This is a genomic window from Novosphingopyxis sp. YJ-S2-01 (genome assembly GCF_016093175.1).
GTDB lineage: Bacteria > Pseudomonadota > Alphaproteobacteria > Sphingomonadales > Sphingomonadaceae > Novosphingopyxis > Novosphingopyxis iocasae.
The window spans coordinates 1,829,043-1,845,751 of sequence record NZ_JAEDAI010000001.1 but is presented as its reverse complement, the minus strand read 5'-3'; the positions used below and the strand labels follow the sequence as shown (position 1 = coordinate 1,845,751).

The following is a 16,709-nucleotide window of genomic DNA, read 5'->3' as shown; positions in this document are numbered from 1 at the left end:
CTTCGATCCTAGCGTCCTGCCACCACTTCCAAGTGAGAAGCATGACAGCCGCCTTTCTCCTCAGCATCAACATGTTCGTCGCGGCGCTTTTTGCGACGGCGTTCGCGGTGGTTGCGGCAACTAACCCATCCATTCGCGGTGCGCGCTGGCTTGCAGCAGCCTATGGCATCGGAGTGGTCGACGTTGCCCTGGAGTTCTGCCTCCCCTGGCTCGTCCATCCGAATATCGCTGTCGTCGGCATCTACATAACCTATTTGGCAGCGCTGAGCTTCGGTGTTCTCGGCGTTGCCAGCCATTACAAGGTGCGCTCGCCGCGCCGACTACTGAGCTTGATCTGGGCGATGGCCCTGGGGGCTCTGCCGATCATATTGACGCTGCCTTACGGCTCGACTCCGCGCCTCCTGCTCTATCAATTGCCCTATGCAGCGCTGCAGGTCCTGATGATCTGGGTCGTGTTTCGATCGGGCCGACGAAAGGCCCTCGATCGGCTTCTCATGGTGGTAAGTGGGTTGGCCGCGCTTTCCTGCCTCTTCAAACCTGCGATTGCTTGGCAGACCGGTACTGCGACCGGCCCGCAAGGTTATATGGCTTCGCAATATGCCGCCGTTTCCCAGACCATGGGTTCAGTGACGCTAATTGCGCTCGCTCTCATTCTGCTGCTCGTGATCATGCGCGATACGATGCTGGAGATGATGGTGCGATCGGAAACCGATCCGCTGTCCGGCGCCCTCAACCGCCGCGGTTTCGAACGACAGGCCGCACGGCTGATCGAACTGGCGCAGCGCAAGCGGACAGCGGTATCGTTCATCACGCTGGATCTGGATCGGTTCAAATCCATCAACGATCGCTTTGGGCATGCGGCAGGCGACGAGGTCATCGTCGACCTGGGTCAGCTTCTGGCAGATGCGGTGGACGACAAGGATATCGTCGCGCGCGTGGGTGGTGAGGAGTTTGCCATCCTCCTGCCGGGCCGAACATCCGATCAGGCGGGCGTGACTGCCGAGAATATTCGCAGCCTCATTTCCCGAAAGCTGCGCGTGCGCAGCGATAGTATCGAGCCAGTAACCGCCTCCCTCGGCGTGACCCAGTATCAGCCAGGCGAGCAGCTTTCGGATCTCAGCAGGCGATCGGATCTGGCCCTCTACGATGCCAAATCAGCAGGACGTAACACCGTGTTCATCAGGAAGGCAGCGAGTCCGAAGCCGCCCAAGCCCTCCGACAGGAATATGTTTGCATGGGCAGGCACGTACTTAGATCCCGAAGGTTCGCGCGTCACCACGCGTAACAAGCATCAGCTGCACTGACGCGACAGACCCCACCGACAGCCGACTGTTGCACGGGAAGCGCACTTTTCGCCACGCCCCGCAAAAACATATTCCGCGTAATTTTACGATAGCGTGACACTCATCAGAATAATATTGAAACACCGCTGTCATACAGGGGACAACGATATGTTTTTTGGATGTTTTGTTCGCCGCATTTCCGTTTCCGGTCTCGCTCTTGCCGCTGCCACTGCCGCCGCAAGCTCCGCTTCCGCCCAGTCTGAGATAAATCCGCAAAATCTTCCCGAGGATATCGCGGGAGGTGAGGCTGCGCCTCAGGATCAGATCGTTGTCATCGGGTCGCGGAGACAGGACCGCACCCTGGCCGACAGTCCCGTCCCGATCGACATCATTTCCGCTGACGAACTGAACAACACCGGTTACACCGAGACCAACAAGATCCTCAATCAGTTGGTCCCATCCTTCAATTTCCCGCAGCCCTCCATCACGGATGGTACCGACGCCCTGCGCCCCGCCACCCTGCGCGGTCTTTCGCCTGATCAGACATTGGTGCTTGTGAACGGCAAGCGCCGCCACACCTCGGCGCTGCTCAACCTCAACGGGTCGGTCGGACGAGGATCGGCAGCGGTCGATCTCAACGCGATCCCGCCGCTGGCAATTCAGCGTATCGAGGTGCTGCGCGATGGCGCCTCCTCCCAATATGGTTCGGACGCGATTGCGGGCGTCATCAACATTCAGTTGCGCACAGCGGAGGGAGGCCGCGCGCAGGCGACGTTCGGCAAATATGTGACCACGATGGACGGCGTGCTGCAGCAATCCGGACCCGTGGTGAACGCCAATGGTCAGCCTGTGCTCGATCCCAAAGCCGGCACCGGCGGCGTCTATCAGCTGAATGACACTGGCGAGGAACGTAAACGCCGGGACGGCGACACGCTGACCCTCGCCTACAATATCGGGCTTCCCGTCGGGGCGGGCGGTTTCCTTAACCTCACTGCGCAGTATCAGGATCGTGACTTCACCAATCGCGCCGCTGCCGATCCGCGTCAGCAATATCCCCTGATCGGCGGTCGGATTGACCCGCGGGAGCTGACTTTCGATCGCTACAACCACCGTTATGGCGACGCTTCGACGTCGGACCTCAACTTCTTCCTGAACGCGGGCTATGATCTGGCGCCCTCGGCGCAGCTTTATGCGTTCGGAATGTTCGGCATTCGCGATGCAGAAAGTGCCGGTTTTTATCGCCGCGCGCTCGACTCGCGGAACCGGGATTTCAGCGCCAGCCAGACGAGCTTCGTGCCCTTCTACCCCGATGGCTTTCTACCGCTGATCGTCTCCACCATCCGCGATCTGTCCGGCGCGGTGGGTGTACGCGGCGATGTCGACGGGCTGAACTATGACCTTTCTGTCGTCCACGGTGAGAATTTCTTCCATTTCTATGTGGAGAACAGCTTCAACACCTCGTTCGGACAGGCCAGCCAACGCCGGTTCGATGCGGGCAAGCTGGCGTTCGGCCAGACCACCGCCAATCTGGATCTTCAGAAGACGTTCGATCTGGGCATTGGCGACGGCCTCTCCGTCGCCTTCGGCGGTGAGTATCGCAAAGAGAATTTCCGCATCTTCTCTGGCGACGTGCAGAGCTATGCCGCCGGGCCGTTCGCCTCCGCACCGTTCAACGGGCCAGCAGGCGCGCAGGTTTTCCCCGGCTTCCGTCCGGCGAACGAAGTGGACGCCAGCCGCGATTCCAAAGCGGTTTATGGGGAACTGGAGACCAAGTTCTTCGATATGCTAACCGTGCAACTTGCCGGGCGGTACGAGAATTACAGCGATTTCGGCGACACCACGAACGGCAAGGTGGCGCTTCGGTTCGAGCCGATCAGCGGCATTGCGCTGCGCGGTTCGGCGTCCACCGGCTTCCGCGCCCCTTCGTTGCAGCAGCAATTCTACGCCACGACATCGACCAACAATGTCAACGGCACTCTGGTTGAAATCGGCACCTTCCCGGTTTCCAGTCCCGTGGCGGTCGCACTGGGTGCGACTCAACTTCGCCCGGAAAAGTCGACCAACCTGTCAGGCGGCATCACCTTCTCGGCGCTGCGAGGGTTCAACCTTACCGCGGACTATTACAATATCCGCATCGATGATCGCATCGTGGTGACGGAAAACCTGCAAGGACCACAGGTCGTCAGCCTACTGCGTTCCGCCGGCTTCAATTCGATCACGTCGGCGCGTTTCTTCGTCAACGGGATCGATACGCGCACCCAGGGCGTGGAGATTGTGGGTACCTATCGCCTTCCCGATTTCGGTTCCGGATCAATCTCCCTGACCGGCGGCTACAGCTATAATGAAACGAAGATTATCGATCAGGCTGCCCTTGCGACGCTGCCGGGACTGACCCTGTTCGGCCGGCAGGAATCGCTGCGGCTGACGCGTGGCCAACCGCGCACCAAGCTCAATCTTGGCGTCGACTATGATTATGGTATCTTCGGCCTGACCGCGCGCGCGAACCAGTTCGGCACGGTGCTGATCCCGGGCCCGACGGAGGCGCGTGATCAGACGCTGGGGCGGCAATGGGTGGCCGATCTGGAACTGCGCGTGAAGCCAGCACCGTTCGAGTTCGCGGTCGGCGCGAACAATCTGTTCGATTCCTATCCCGATCGGGTCCGCTTCGGACTGGATGGCGGTGAGAATTACGGCCTGAACGGCTATTTTCTGCCCTACAGCTCGTTCTCGCCATCCGGCTTCAACGGGCGTTTTCTCTATGCGAGAGCCAGCGTGGAGTTCTGATCCCGGTCGGGATCAGAACCACAAGCGCACCCCGGCGACAAAGTTGGTCGCCGACGGACGCTCGCCTTCCGCGCGGGCAAAGTCGGCGCTGCGACCTACACGCCATTCCTGTTCGATGCCCATATATGGCGCGAACTCGCGGGCGATTTCGTAACGCAGGCGCAAGCCCAGCTCTGCGCGGTCGAGCCCTGCACCGATGCCCAGTTCCGGCACGTCCTGCGCCGCCAAGTTGAACTCAGCGCGCGGTTGCAGGATCAGGCGCTGGGTGATGCGCTGGTCCAGCTCCGCCTCGGCACGAGCGGTCAGATCGCCAGTGTCCGAAAGGAACAAAGCGGTATCGACTTCGAAGCGGTAAGGGGCCAGCCCCTGAACGCCGATCACGGCGTAGGTGCGATCACGTGGTGCGAAATCCTGCCGCACCCCGGCCTGCAGGTCGAACCACGGGCCGATGGCGTGGCTCCAAAGCGCCTGCACTTCCGCGCTTTCGGGGCGCTCGCCGAAGCTGCCCTCGCCCTCGCTCTTGTAGAAGAACTTGTCGATATCTCCGCCGTAGAAGCCTTGCAGATCCCATAGATAGCCGTCGCGCCCATCGCGGGCGCGATATTCGGCGCGGTCGGCCATGAACCAGAAAAAACGCTGTCCGCCATTTTCGGTTTTCAACTGCTGGCGGGAAGCCCGCATCGCATCGGCGCCCCAGATGGCGTCGGCGGCGCGGGCGGGACCGCTACCGGCGGCAGCGGGCGGTGGGGCTTCGGAGGTGGGGACGGTGCCGGTGGACGGAGCGCCACCAGCGCCGGCGGCGCCGGGGGCGGGCGCGACGTTGTCGGCGGCCTGCGGCGTCATCCGGCTTTGGTCCACCGCGCCGTGATTCATTCTGCCATGATCCATGCCGCTGTGGTCCATGGTGCCGTGGTCCATGGTCCCTTGGCTCATGGAGCTGTGATCCATCGAGCCGTGGTTCATGGCGTCATGGTTCATGGAGCCGTGATTCATCGTCCCGTGATCCATGCCGGAATGGCCCGAAGCGGCATTTTCCTTGGCGGTCGCTTTCCCGTCGGCAGGGTCGGCCCCGGAAGCGGGGGCCTTTTCCGGCTCGGCCTGCTGCATACCAGCATGGCCGCCATGGCCTGCATGCTGGGCCGCGACAGGACTGGCGGCGAGTGCGAACAGCAGAGCGATCGCACGCGTCACGCCGCCGTCTCCGGCGCTGCGACGCTGACGATCTGAAACATCCCTGCGTGCATGTGATAGAGCAGGTGGCAGTGAAAGGCCCAATCGCCGGGCTCGTTCGCGGTCAGATCGAACTGCGCGCTGCCGCCAGGCTGGACGATCACGGTGTGTTTCAGCGGCTGGTGCGCGCTGTCGGCACCATTCACCAGCTCGAAAAAATGGCCGTGCAGATGGATCGGGTGCGCCATCATGGTGTCGTTCACCAGCTTCACCCGCACCCGCTCATTATAGGCGAAGCGGATCGGATCGTCGCTGACAGCGGTGAACTTCCGGCCGTCGAAGGACCACATATAGCGCTCCATATTGCCGGTGAGGTGGATTTCCATGAAGCGCGAGGGCGTGCGCCTGTCCGGATTGGGCGAAAGCGCGCGCAGCTTGCGATAGTTCAGGACGCGGTGGTCCACCTTGTCCAAACCAATCCCCGGATCGCCCATTTTATCGACCGGGTTCATCGAAACCATGTCGATCCCGGGGCCGACCTTGACGTCATCGGGCAGCACCGCGGTGTCGCGCATCGCCATGCCCGACATGTCCATTCCGTCCATACCCGCCATGGCGCCATCTTTGGACGAGGCGGCCCCATGATCCATGCCGCCATGGTTCATCGCGCCATGCCCCATCGAATTGTGGTCCATTGCGCCGTGATCCATGCCCGCCATGCCATCGCCGCCGCCCATGGCACCGTGGTTCATGCCCATGTCCGCCATCGTGAGCAGCGGAGGATCGCGCAGCGGCGGAATGGCGGCACGCGCACCGGGCGTGGAAGCGAGCGTCGCAACGGCCATACCGGACCGGTCCATCGCCTCGGCGACGATGGTATAGGCCGCAAGCCGGCCGGGCTCCACCAGCACGTCATAGGTTTCCGCCACCCCGATCTGCAACTCGTCCACCTCCACGGGCTGCACATTCTGTCCGTCTGCGGCCACTACCGTCAGCGGAAGTCCGGGAATGCGCAGGTTGAAAAAGCTCATCGCCGATCCGTTGATCACGCGCAGCCGCACCCGTTCGCCCGGCTGGAACGCAAATTCCATGCCTTCCTTCGGGCCGCGACCATTGAGGAGGTAGGTGTAGGTCGATCCGGTCACGTCCAGAATATCGGTCGCCATCATCCGCATGCGCGCCCACATCCGCCGGTCCGCGCCGCTCAGCGGGTAATCGTCGGTAGCGGTCGTCTGCTGATAATTGAAATAGCCCTCGCCCTTTTTCAGCTTGGCCATGATCTCATGCGGATGGCGGGGCGTAAATTCGCTCAGCAGCAGCACATAATCGCGGTCTGCCAATACCGGATCGCTGCCCTTCGGATCCACCACGATCGGCCCATAATGGCCCGTCTGCTCCTGCAGGCCGGAATGGCTGTGCCACCAATAGGTGCCGTTCTGACGCAGTGCCGGAATGTCGTAAGTGAATGTTTCGCCCGGGCCAATGCCGGGAAAGCTGACGCCAGGCACGCCGTCATATTGAAAGGGCAGCAACAGGCCGTGCCAGTGGATCGAGCTGCCGGTGTCCAACATGTTGGTGACGTTGATACGCACCGGCTCGCCCTCTTTCAGGCGAACGAGTGGCCCGGGCACGCTGCCGTTTACCGCAACGGCGTGGCCGCGACGGCCCTGCACGATGCGGTGGCCCTCCCCGATGGTGAGGTCAATCTCCCGCCCGTGCACCTCGTCGAAGCCCGCCCGCAGCAATCCGTTATGAGCCAGATCGCCGCCACGCGCCCAGGCAGGCGCCGCCATTGCGGCAGCGCCCAGAGTGGTGCCGCCGATAAGCTGGCGGCGCGACAGGGTGATCGGCATAAGAAGCGGTCCTCGAAACTTCAGACCGCTACATGCATACCCTTGGGGGGTATTTCAACTACGCGCGGTTCAGAACACCGCGCGCGCTGTCGGCTCATTCAGCATGGCTGCGCGCACCATCGGGATCGGCGGGCCGCCATAGCTCAGAAACTCGTCGTGGAAGGCCTTCCACTTCGAACGATCGCCCTTGGTCCAGTCCTCGCGCAGCTTGCGGATCATCAGCTTGCCCATGGTGTAGTTGAGATATTGCGGATCATAGGTGCCGCGCGCCGCCTGCTGCCGTGCATTGCCTTCGTCCTGATAGCATTCGTTGCGGAACAGGTCGTAGCTTTGCTCCACCGTCATCCGGCCCGTATGCAGACGGATGGCGGAGAGGAAGCGGCAATCGCGCAGCAGCGCGTTGGAGAGCTGCCCAATATGCGTCTCCGGATCGAAATCGTTGAGGCCCGCATCGTACATCATCTCTTCGGTATAATGCGCCCAGCCCTCCGCAAAGGCATAGCCGACGAACAGCTGGCCGAAGATGCTGTCCGATCGATTGGAGTGCAGGAAGTTGAGGAAGTGGCCGGGCCACACCTCGTGCACCGACGTGAACAGCAAATCCTTTACGCCCGGAATATAGGCCGCGCGCGTTGCCGCATCCCAGTTGGGATCGGGCGGCGAGATGTAATAGACGCTGGGCAAGCCGGTCTCATAGGGCCCGGGAATATCGATATAGGCGCTGTTCTGTCGGTTATAGGGCGGCGATTCCTCGACTTTCGCCTGCTCGGTGCCGGGGATCGTCACGATATCGTTCTCAATGATGAACTGGCGCAGCATCGGCAGCTGGCGACGCGCCTCGGCCACCGGTCCGCCTTCCGGCTTGTCGGCGGACATTTTGGCGATGCAATCGGGAATGCTCGCGCCCGGCGCGAACTGGCCGCAGGCCTCGCGTAGCGCGGCCTGATTGCGCGCCAGATCTGCCTCGCCGATCGCTTCCAATTGATTGAGCGGCGTATCGACGCCTTCATTGGTCAGGATCATCTTCGAAAAGTTCCGCGCGCCGATGGCGAAGCCGCCTTTCGTGGCAGGCTGCGATCCGACATAGTCGCTCAGATCGCGCATCGCCGCAGCAGCCTTGGCGGTCGCCGCATCGAACTGCGCCTGCAAAGCGGGGTCCTTCACGCTGGCGAAGGCTTCCTTGGCATCGCCGGTATAATAATCCGCAAACCCGCCGAACCCGGCCTGGCCATATTTGACGAAGGTTTCGGGCAGCGGCAGTTTCAGATTGTTCTTGATCTGCGCCGCGGCGGCCGGAACGTTTTCGGCATATTTGATGAATGCCTTCATGCGCGTTTTCTCGTCCGCATAGGGCCGCGCGATATAGACATTGGGATCGAGCCCGCCGACGTAGAAAGCCGGGTTCTTGTGCGGGAAGTCCGCATCTTCCAGAAAGAACAGCTGGCCTTGTGCTACATGCACCAGATAATCCCGCTCGAACCGTTCCTTCTCGGTCAGGCCGGTCATCGCCTTCGCGTCGCGGATCGTCGTCTTCAGAAAGGCTTGTTGCGCGGCAAGTCCAGCCGGGCTCCAGTCTGGCAGCATGCCGTCATATTGATGCTTGCCCTGATAAACCGCGAAATTGGGGTATTGGTTGAAATAGCCGGTGAGGAAGGCATCGCGGAAATTGGCCCATTTGCCTTGATCAAGGGTGGTGCCGGTGGACGCCGCCGCGCTGTTTGCGGGGGGCGCCGTGCTCGCCGTCTGACAGGCGGCGAGCGCAGCGGTGGAAGCGGCGAGCGCGGCGATATGGCGAAGCCGGGGCAGACGGGGCAGGTTCATGGACTCTTCTCCTGTTGATGACCGGAGACTGGCACAGGGACGGGCGGAGACCAAGCGATGCTTGCGCCCCGGAAAATAGCGCGGCTATCCCGCGCCCAATCGCACGCCATATTGCCCTGCCCCGCCGCCGTCCCCATAGCGTGCGGCGATGAGCGCCGCCCCCCACCCCTTCCGCATCGCGAATTACCGCTTCTACTGGTTCACGCGCCTGTTCAGCATGCTCGCGGTCTATGCGATGATGCTGATCGTCGCGTGGCAGGCCTATAATCTGGCGCGTGAGACGATGGGCATCGCCGGGGCTTCGGCACGGCTGGGGCTGATCGGGCTCCTCCAGTTCATTCCCCTGTTCTGCCTGACACCGGTCACCGGCTGGGTCGCCGATCATATGGACCGGCGCTGGGTGGTGCGGATCGTGTTGACCGCGCTCGCGGCCATCGCGGGCACGCTGGCGCTGCTCACCTACAGCCAGTCCATGACGCTCGCTCTGCTATATTTCATGGCTGTCCTACTGGGCACGGCGCGAGCATTTCTGGGGCCGGCGCAGGGCGCCCTCGCCCCCAATTTGGTGCCGAAGGAGGTGCTGCCACAGGCCATCGCGCTCAGCACCATCGCGTGGCAATTCGGCGCGCTGGTGGGCCCGGGCATCGCCGGTCCGCTTTACGGCATCGCGCCGCATCTGCCCTACACCTTGTCCGCCATCCTCTACGCCGCTTCGGCAATCTGCATGTTCTTTGTAGGCGATGTGCCGCGCAGCGCGCCCAAGCGCACCGGACCGATCGAGCAGATCGTCGAGGGCGCCCGCTATGTGTGGCGCAACAAGCTGGTGTTCGGCGCGATCACGCTCGATCTGTTTGCCGTGCTGCTTGCCGGCGCAACCGCGCTGATCCCGGTCTTCGCGCGCGACATCATCGATCTGGATTGGTCCGCGGACCTGATCGGTGGCCCCGTCGGGGACTGGGTGCGCGGCAGCCCGGAGCACGCCTTGTCGCTCCTGGCCGCATCGCCCGCGGTGGGCGCCGCCGTAGTGGCTGCGATTTTCAGTATCGTGCCGCTGAAATCCAATGTGGGCGTCAAAATGCTCGTCGCCGTGTTCGTGTTCGGCGGCGCGACGATCGCCTTTGGTTTCTCGACCCTGCTCTGGTTCTCGATGCTGTGCCTGTTCGTCGTCGGCGCGTCGGACATGTTCAGCGTCTATATCCGCCAGTCGCTGATCCAGCTGAACACACCGGACGACAAGCGCGGGCGGGTTGGCGCGGTGTCGCAGCTTACCATCAGCGCTTCCAACGAACTAGGCGAGGCCGAATCCGGCTTCCTCGCCGCGTTGATCGGGCCGGTCTGGGCGGTGGTGGCGGGCGGCATCGGCGCGATGGCGATCACCGCCGTCTGGATTCGCCTGTTCCCGCAACTGGCCGGGGCCAAGACGTTTGATCCGTCGGACGAGGTTCTGGCCTCCGAGCCGGACGCGATGGAACGAGGGGCGGGACCAAAGGTTGAACAGGAAACGAAAAGCAAAGCCGAAGGGACGCCTTAATGAAAGCCGACACCATCCTCCAGACCATCGGAAACACGCCGCATATCCGTCTGTCCAAGCTGTTTCCCGACCACGAAGTCTGGGTGAAGTCCGAAAAATCGAACCCTGGCGGATCGATCAAGGATCGCATCGCCCTCGCCATGATCGAAAAGGCGGAAAAGGACGGCCATCTGAAGCCGGGCGGCACGATCATCGAACCCACATCCGGCAACACCGGAGTGGGCCTTGCGATGGTGGCCGCAGTGAAGGGCTACAAACTCATCCTCGTCATGCCCGAAAGCATGTCGATCGAACGCCGCCGCCTGATGCTCGCTTACGGCGCCACCTTTGATCTGACGCCCAAGGAGGGCGGCATGGGCGGCGCGATCAGCCGCGCGAAGGAACTGGTCGAACAGACCGACGGCGCCTGGATGCCGCAGCAGTTCGACAATCCCGCCAATTTCGAGATCCACAAGCTCACTACGGCGCATGAAATATTGAAGGATTTCGAAGATAGCCCGATCGACGTAATGATCACCGGCGTCGGTACCGGCGGCCACATCACCGGCTGCGCGGAAGTACTCAAGGACGCCTGGCCTGAGTTCAAGGCCTATGCAGTGGAGCCCGCGGGCTCTCCCGTCATCTCCGGCGGCAAACCCGGTCCGCACCCCATTCAGGGTATCGGCGCGGGCTTCATTCCGGACAATCTGCACACCCAGTCGATCGACGGGGCCATTCAGGTCGATCCAGCCGACGCGAAGGAATGGGCACGCAAGTCCGCTTCGGAAGAAGGCATATTGGTGGGCATCTCTTCCGGTGCCACGCTTGCTGCCATTGCGCAGAAGGTGAAGGACCTGCCTGCTGGCGCCCGCGTGCTCGGATTCAACTATGATACCGGCGAGCGGTACCTCTCGGTGCCCGACTTCCTGCCCGAAGAGTAAAAGCAAGGAAATAAGGCGGTTAATGCCGTAACCCGCGCCATGCTTCGTTCGAAAATTCGCCACATTTGGGTCCCAGCTTGTCCAAGCGGGTGGGGACTCGGTGTGACGAATTGAAGAGATAGCAATGTCCAAAACCCTGACCGATCGCAGCAGCTTTCAGCCAAAGGCGCACGCGGGCGCGGCAGAACCCAAGCGCTCCTTCCTGTTCAAATTCTTCCAGAAGCACCGCCACGGCATCAACGATTGGCTGGCGGGCTTTTCGCGCATTCCGAACACGCCGGTGCTCGATGCCGGAGATTTCGATTGGACCGCGGCGTTGGCGGAGCATGCCGACGTGATCCGCGAGGAAGCGATGGCGATCTACCGCCACCATAACGCGATCCCGCCGCTCAAGGACTTATCGCCCGACCATGCCGGTATCGCCACGGACGATAGCTGGCGCAGCTTCTTCCTGATCGGCTATGGCGAGCGTATCCACGAAAATATCGCCCGGGCACCGCGCACCACCGCGCTTGCCGAGAAAATTCCCGGTCTCAATAGCGCGTTTTTCTCCATCCTCGCTCCTGGCACCGTCATCCCGCGCCATCGCGGCGTGACGAAGGCGTTCATCACCGCGCATCTGGGCCTGAAAGTGCCCAGCGATGCAAAAAACTGCACGATGGAGGTCGAAGACCAGCGCGTGCAATGGGGCGAAGGCGAATGGGTGGTCTTTGACGACACCTACGAACATGAGGTGTGGAACAACACGGACGAGACGCGGATCATTCTGCTCTGCCAGGTCGCCCGCCCGATGCGCGCGCCGGGCAGTTGGCTGTCCAAAGCGATCATGGCCTATGTTCGCGCCAGCCCCTTCGTGCGCGAGGCCAAGAACAATCTCACCGGCTGGGAAGAGGCTTTCAAAAAGGCCGAAGCCAATATCCCGGTGCCCGCCAAGGCGTAGCGTCTTCCCGAAGCCCGATCCTGCGATGCAGGGTCAGGCTTCGAGCGGCTGGAACAGCCCGAACGGCACCACATGATTGGTGATCGAGTGGCCAACCTCGGCCCTTCCCAGATAGGGAATGCCGGCCCGCCCGCACCAGTCCTGCGCAATCTCCTCGGCAGTGGCCCCGAAGGGGCGATCGTTCTCGGGCACCGCCGTGACCTCGCCCAACGCGATGCCGGTAAGGCCCGCGTCTTTCAGAACGCTGGTCACATGGAAGAACAGCCGGTCGATCGCGTAGAGATATTCGCCGGTCTCCTCCAAGATTAGCACATGGCCGGACAGGTCCGGCATCAGCGGCGTGCCCGTCATCATCGCCAGCGTGATCAGGTTGAAACAGGCATAGCGCTGCCCTGCCTGCAGCGAGGGCGCCAAAGCCAATGCATCGCGCCGCACCAGCCAGCCGAGCGCCCGGGCCACCGCCGCGCTGCCGCCCTCGCGCGATATATCGGTGGGCATCGGCCCGTGCGTGACTTGGCCGATCCCGGCCCGGTAGAGCGCGCCGAGCAGATAGCCCATATCGCTATATCCGAGATACTGCTTGGTCTTCGCCGCATCGCCCAGCTGCGCCACTGCCGCCTGCGCGATGCGGCACGACCCATAGCCGCCCTTGGCAAACCAGACCGCCTCCAGCGTCGAATCGTTCGCCATCCGCACGAATGCGGCCTCGCGGTCCGTATCGCTACCGGCGAAATGGCCGTCCTCTTCAAAGCATTGCGGATCAAACACCAAATCCGCATCGGGATAATATTGCTTGGCCAGCGACCAGACCTCGCCTGCCTGCTCGCGGCTCAACGGCGTTGCCGGGGCGCAAATTCCGATCCGCATGGTTCCGTCCATTCCCGCATTGCCAAAGCCTGCAGCCACGCATAGCCAGCGCAGATGACCAAGGACAATTCCTATTTCTTTTGCGGCATCGGGGGCAGCGGCATGCTGCCGCTCGCCACCATCCTGCGGGCTAAGGGCGCGAACGTCGCCGGATCGGATCGTGCGCTCGATCAGGGCCGCAGCGAAGACAAGTTCGAATGGCTGCGCGCGCGCGGCATCACGCTGTTTGCTCAGGACGGTAGCGGTCTGGCGGAAGGCCAGACGCTGATCGCGTCCGCCGCGATCGAGGACACGGTGCCCGACATCGCTGCGGCCAAGCGCCTCGGCTGCGAACGGCTTACGCGCGCGCAGCTGCTTGCACGGCTGTTCAACGCGGCAGAACTGCCGATCGCCGTCGGCGGCACCAGCGGCAAGTCCACCGTCACCGGCATGACCGGCTGGATTCTGGCCGATTGCGACCGCGATCCCACCGTGATGAACGGCGCGGTGATGAAGAATTTTCTAGGCGAGGAAGGTGGTTTCGCCAGTGCCCGTGTGGGAGCCGGGGCCCCCTTTGTGAGCGAGGTGGATGAAAGCGATGGATCGATCGCGCTGTTCGATCCCTACATCGCCGTGCTCACCAATATCAGCCTCGATCATAAATCAATGGACGAGCTGCGCGATTTGTTCGGCGAATTCGCGCGGCGCGCGACCCATGTCATCTCGAATGCCGACGACCGCGAAAGCGCGGCGCTGATCGACGGACTACAAATCACCGGCGTTACCGGCTTCGGCTTTTCGGACGGTGCCAATTTCCGCGCGGTCGAGGTGGAGGAGCAGCCGCTCGGCAGCCGGTTCACCTTGGATGCGCGCGGCAAGCGCTATCCGGTCACGCTGCAGGTGCCCGGCCGCCATAATATCGCCAACGCGCTCGCCGCACTCGCCGCCGCGGAAGCAGCCGGCGTGCCGATCGAAGACGCGGTTGCTGCCATCGGTCGCTTCGAAGGCCTGCGCCGCCGCTTCGACGTGGTCGGCACCGCGGGCGGCGTGACGGTGATCGACGATTTCGGGCATAATCCGGAAAAGATCCTTGCCACGCTGCGCACGCTGAAGGCTTTTCCTGGACGGCTCCTCGTCTTCTTCCAGCCCCATGGCTACGGGCCCTTGCGCGTCATGGGTGATGATCTCGCCGCCATGTTCGCCACGGAACTGCACGCAGACGACCGGCTTTTTCTGTGCGATCCGGTTTATTTCGGCGGCACCACGGATCGCAGCGTCAGTAGCGTAGAGATTGTCGGGAGGATCGAGGAAGCGGGCGGGACTGCAGACTATGTTGCCGAGCGCCAAGAGGTGGGTGAGCGGCTGGTGCAATTGGCCGAGAATGGAGATCGCATCGTCATCATGGGCGCGCGCGACGATACGCTGATCGACTTCGCGCAAGACCTGATCCGGCGGATTGAAGCTCGCGATTGACGCTGCACTGTCACCGGTTGATGGTAAGGCTTGGGGTCAGGGCCGTTCGTTGAAGGCTGCCGGGCGAGGCCTCATATCTCATGCAAGCGTAAATAACGTTCGCGCCCCAAGCACAGGCCAAACACAGGTTCGACATGCCCGATTTGAAACCTTTCGATGAACAGAGTGCGGACCATCTCCGCCTCGTGCTGCGGACGGGCCAGATCGGAATTTGGGAGCTCGATCTCCACTCCGGCGCGGCTGTCAGAAACGAAGTCCATGACGAAATCTTCGGTTACTCCGGCAGCTTGGACAGATGGGATTACGACTTGTTCCTGGACCATGTCGTGGAGGCGGATCGGGGGCGCGTCGATCAGCTGCAGAAAAGCGCCATCGCGGAAAATCGTGACTGGAATTTCGAATGCCGCATCACGACGGCGGGCGGCCAGGAAAGATGGATTCAGGCAGCCGGTCGTCCGGTGCAGGATCAGGACGGCAAGACGGTCAAGCTGATCGGCAATGTCATCGACGTGACCGAAAACAAACGGTCCGAAGCCATGCTCAGATTGCTCACCAACGAGCTGAACCATCGCGTGCGCAACATGCTCGGCATGATCCAGTCGATGGTGCGGCTATCGGCCAAAGGGGCGGCCGACCTGCCGAGCTTCGCCAAGGCGCTGGAACGCCGGGTTGCCGCCCTCGCCCGCACGCACCAATTGCTGGTGGAAGGCGCAACCGAGACGATGTTGCCCAGCAAGATCCTCAAGGCGGAACTTTCCGCTTTCGACGGGACCACCAGCCAGGTGCGCATTTCCGTGGTGGATGAAATCCGGCTGGGAGCGACCCCGGCGCAGGGTCTTGCCCTAGTTCTTCACGAGCTTCTGACGAACGCCCTCAAATATGGAGCGCTTTCCAATGAGAGTGGACGGGTCGACGTCACTATCGACCGCGAGGCCGACGTCGTGGAATTGATCTGGAAGGAAAGCGGCGGCCCGCCGGTGGAAGAAGCGCCCGAACCCGGTTTTGGATCGACGCTCATCTCGAAATCGCTTTCGGGCGACGACGCAGCCGACCTGCTGTTCCGCCGGGAGGGTGTGGAATGTCGCATTCGCTTGCATGCCGGATAGCGCGCAACGCCTGCGACCTTCCCTACAGCATGGGCGATCTGCTACATCGGACATGATGCAGGATCGCGCTCTCCTCACCGGAAAACCGCCCTCCACTCGTCGGCGGTACCACTCGGTTCGTCCGAATTGAGAGGGGGGTGTCTGCGGATCGGTGCGACTTTCCGGATATCGCCTGAAGCCTGCCCAATCCGCTCTCCCGGCCTTTCTCGCTCACCTGCCCTTGCCTTCTTCCGCCCGCTCGCCTAAGAGCGCCGCTTCCGCCGGGGGTTCGCCCCGCGGGAGACAGAAGAAGGCCGGAGGGGCGTTCGCACGGTGCGGCGTCAGCGATCGGTAAGAAAAGGATATGACTCATGCCGTTGTACGAGCATGTGTTCCTGGCGCGCCAGGATCTGAGCCAGGCTCAGGTCGATACGCTCGCCCAGAACGCTACCAAGATCATCGAGGACAATGAAGGCAAGGTCACCAAGACCGAGACCTGGGGCCTGAAGTCCCTCGCCTACAAGATTCAGAAGAACCGCAAGGCGCATTACGTCATGCTTAACATCGATGCGCCCGCAGGCGTGATCGCAGAGCTGGAGCGCCAGACCCGCGTCAACGAAGACGTGATCCGCTATCTCACCATCCGCGTGGATGAGCTGGAGAGCGAGCCGTCGGTGCAGATGCGCAAGAACGAGCGCAGCGACCGCAAGGGCGGCCGTGACGGTGGACGCGATGGCGGCCGCGGCCGCGACCGGGACGAAAGGAACTAAGCCATGGCACGACCCTTTTTCCGTCGCCGCAAGACCTGCCCCTTCAGCGGGCCCGATGCGCCGAAGATCGACTTCAAGGACACCAAGCTGCTGCAGGGATATATTTCCGAGCGCGGCAAGATCGTCCCTAGCCGGATCACGGCGGTTTCCGCCAAAAAGCAGCGCGAGCTTTCGCGTGCGATCAAGCGTGCACGCCACATCGGCCTGCTCCCTTATGTCGTGAAGTAAGGAGA

General features: G+C 62.3%; 13 protein-coding genes. 9 read left to right on the top strand and 4 right to left on the bottom strand.

The window, feature by feature from the left end; genetic code table 11:
• The first annotated feature begins 41 nt into the window (after window positions 1–41).
• Both I6A82_RS09000 and I6A82_RS08995 read left to right on the top strand, forming a co-directional pair.
• Window positions 42–1,304: a GGDEF domain-containing protein gene (locus I6A82_RS09000; RefSeq protein WP_198094585.1), complete on the top strand. Its 1,263-nt coding sequence runs from the start codon at window positions 42–44 to the stop codon at window positions 1,302–1,304.
• A gap of 147 nt (window positions 1,305–1,451) precedes the next feature.
• Window positions 1,452–4,067: a TonB-dependent receptor plug domain-containing protein gene (locus tag I6A82_RS08995; RefSeq protein WP_198094584.1), complete on the top strand. Its 2,616-nt coding sequence runs from the start codon at window positions 1,452–1,454 to the stop codon at window positions 4,065–4,067.
• Window positions 4,068–4,079: 12 nt separating this feature from the next.
• Here I6A82_RS08995 and I6A82_RS08990 read toward each other — a convergent pair whose 3' ends face one another.
• The 3 genes from I6A82_RS08990 to I6A82_RS08980 form a co-directional block, all read right to left on the bottom strand.
• Window positions 4,080–5,258 (bottom strand): copper resistance protein B, encoded by a 1,179-nt coding sequence (locus tag I6A82_RS08990; RefSeq protein ID WP_198094583.1) that lies wholly within the window; start codon window positions 5,256–5,258, stop codon window positions 4,080–4,082.
• On the bottom strand, window positions 5,255–7,090 hold the full coding sequence (locus I6A82_RS08985) for a copper resistance system multicopper oxidase (protein WP_198094582.1): 1,836 nt from the start codon (window positions 7,088–7,090) through the stop codon (window positions 5,255–5,257). The genes I6A82_RS08990 and I6A82_RS08985 overlap by 4 nt, the downstream gene beginning before the upstream one ends.
• Before the next feature lie 69 nt (window positions 7,091–7,159).
• Window positions 7,160–8,911, bottom strand: a complete 1,752-nt coding sequence (locus I6A82_RS08980) for a DUF885 domain-containing protein (protein WP_198094581.1) — start codon at window positions 8,909–8,911, stop codon at window positions 7,160–7,162.
• Window positions 8,912–9,059: 148 nt separating this feature from the next.
• Between I6A82_RS08980 and I6A82_RS08975 the strand changes: the two genes are divergently transcribed.
• The 3 genes from I6A82_RS08975 to I6A82_RS08965 all read left to right on the top strand — a co-directional run bounded on the left by I6A82_RS08975 (window position 9,060) and on the right by I6A82_RS08965 (window position 12,302).
• Complete coding sequence (locus tag I6A82_RS08975) at window positions 9,060–10,442, top strand: MFS transporter (protein WP_198094580.1); 1,383 nt, start codon at window positions 9,060–9,062, stop codon at window positions 10,440–10,442.
• A complete protein-coding gene (gene cysK, locus I6A82_RS08970; protein WP_198094579.1) occupies window positions 10,442–11,362 on the top strand; it encodes a cysteine synthase A in 921 nt (306 codons plus the stop codon). The genes I6A82_RS08975 and cysK overlap by 1 nt, the downstream gene beginning before the upstream one ends.
• A gap of 124 nt (window positions 11,363–11,486) precedes the next feature.
• Complete coding sequence (locus tag I6A82_RS08965) at window positions 11,487–12,302, top strand: aspartyl/asparaginyl beta-hydroxylase domain-containing protein (RefSeq protein WP_198094578.1); 816 nt, start codon at window positions 11,487–11,489, stop codon at window positions 12,300–12,302.
• A gap of 33 nt (window positions 12,303–12,335) precedes the next feature.
• On the opposite strand, the gene I6A82_RS08960 is transcribed toward I6A82_RS08965, so the two are convergent.
• Window positions 12,336–13,181 (bottom strand): LD-carboxypeptidase, encoded by an 846-nt coding sequence (locus tag I6A82_RS08960; protein ID WP_232343378.1) that lies wholly within the window; start codon window positions 13,179–13,181, stop codon window positions 12,336–12,338.
• Window positions 13,182–13,223: 42 nt separating this feature from the next.
• Between I6A82_RS08960 and I6A82_RS08955 the strand changes: the two genes are divergently transcribed.
• From I6A82_RS08955 to rpsR, 4 genes are all read left to right on the top strand, one after another.
• The gene (locus I6A82_RS08955; RefSeq protein ID WP_198094577.1) at window positions 13,224–14,621 is read left to right on the top strand and encodes a UDP-N-acetylmuramate--L-alanine ligase; all 1,398 of its coding nucleotides are present in this window, start codon (window positions 13,224–13,226) and stop codon (window positions 14,619–14,621) included.
• A gap of 134 nt (window positions 14,622–14,755) precedes the next feature.
• Window positions 14,756–15,727 (top strand): HWE histidine kinase domain-containing protein, encoded by a 972-nt coding sequence (locus tag I6A82_RS08950; RefSeq protein WP_198094576.1) that lies wholly within the window; start codon window positions 14,756–14,758, stop codon window positions 15,725–15,727.
• A gap of 350 nt (window positions 15,728–16,077) precedes the next feature.
• Window positions 16,078–16,476: a 30S ribosomal protein S6 gene (gene rpsF, locus I6A82_RS08945; RefSeq protein WP_187336018.1), complete on the top strand. Its 399-nt coding sequence runs from the start codon at window positions 16,078–16,080 to the stop codon at window positions 16,474–16,476.
• A gap of 3 nt (window positions 16,477–16,479) precedes the next feature.
• Entirely contained in the window at window positions 16,480–16,704 is a 225-nt protein-coding gene (gene rpsR / locus I6A82_RS08940) for a 30S ribosomal protein S18 (protein WP_187336017.1), read from the top strand.
• Window positions 16,705–16,709: the final 5 nt, after the last annotated feature.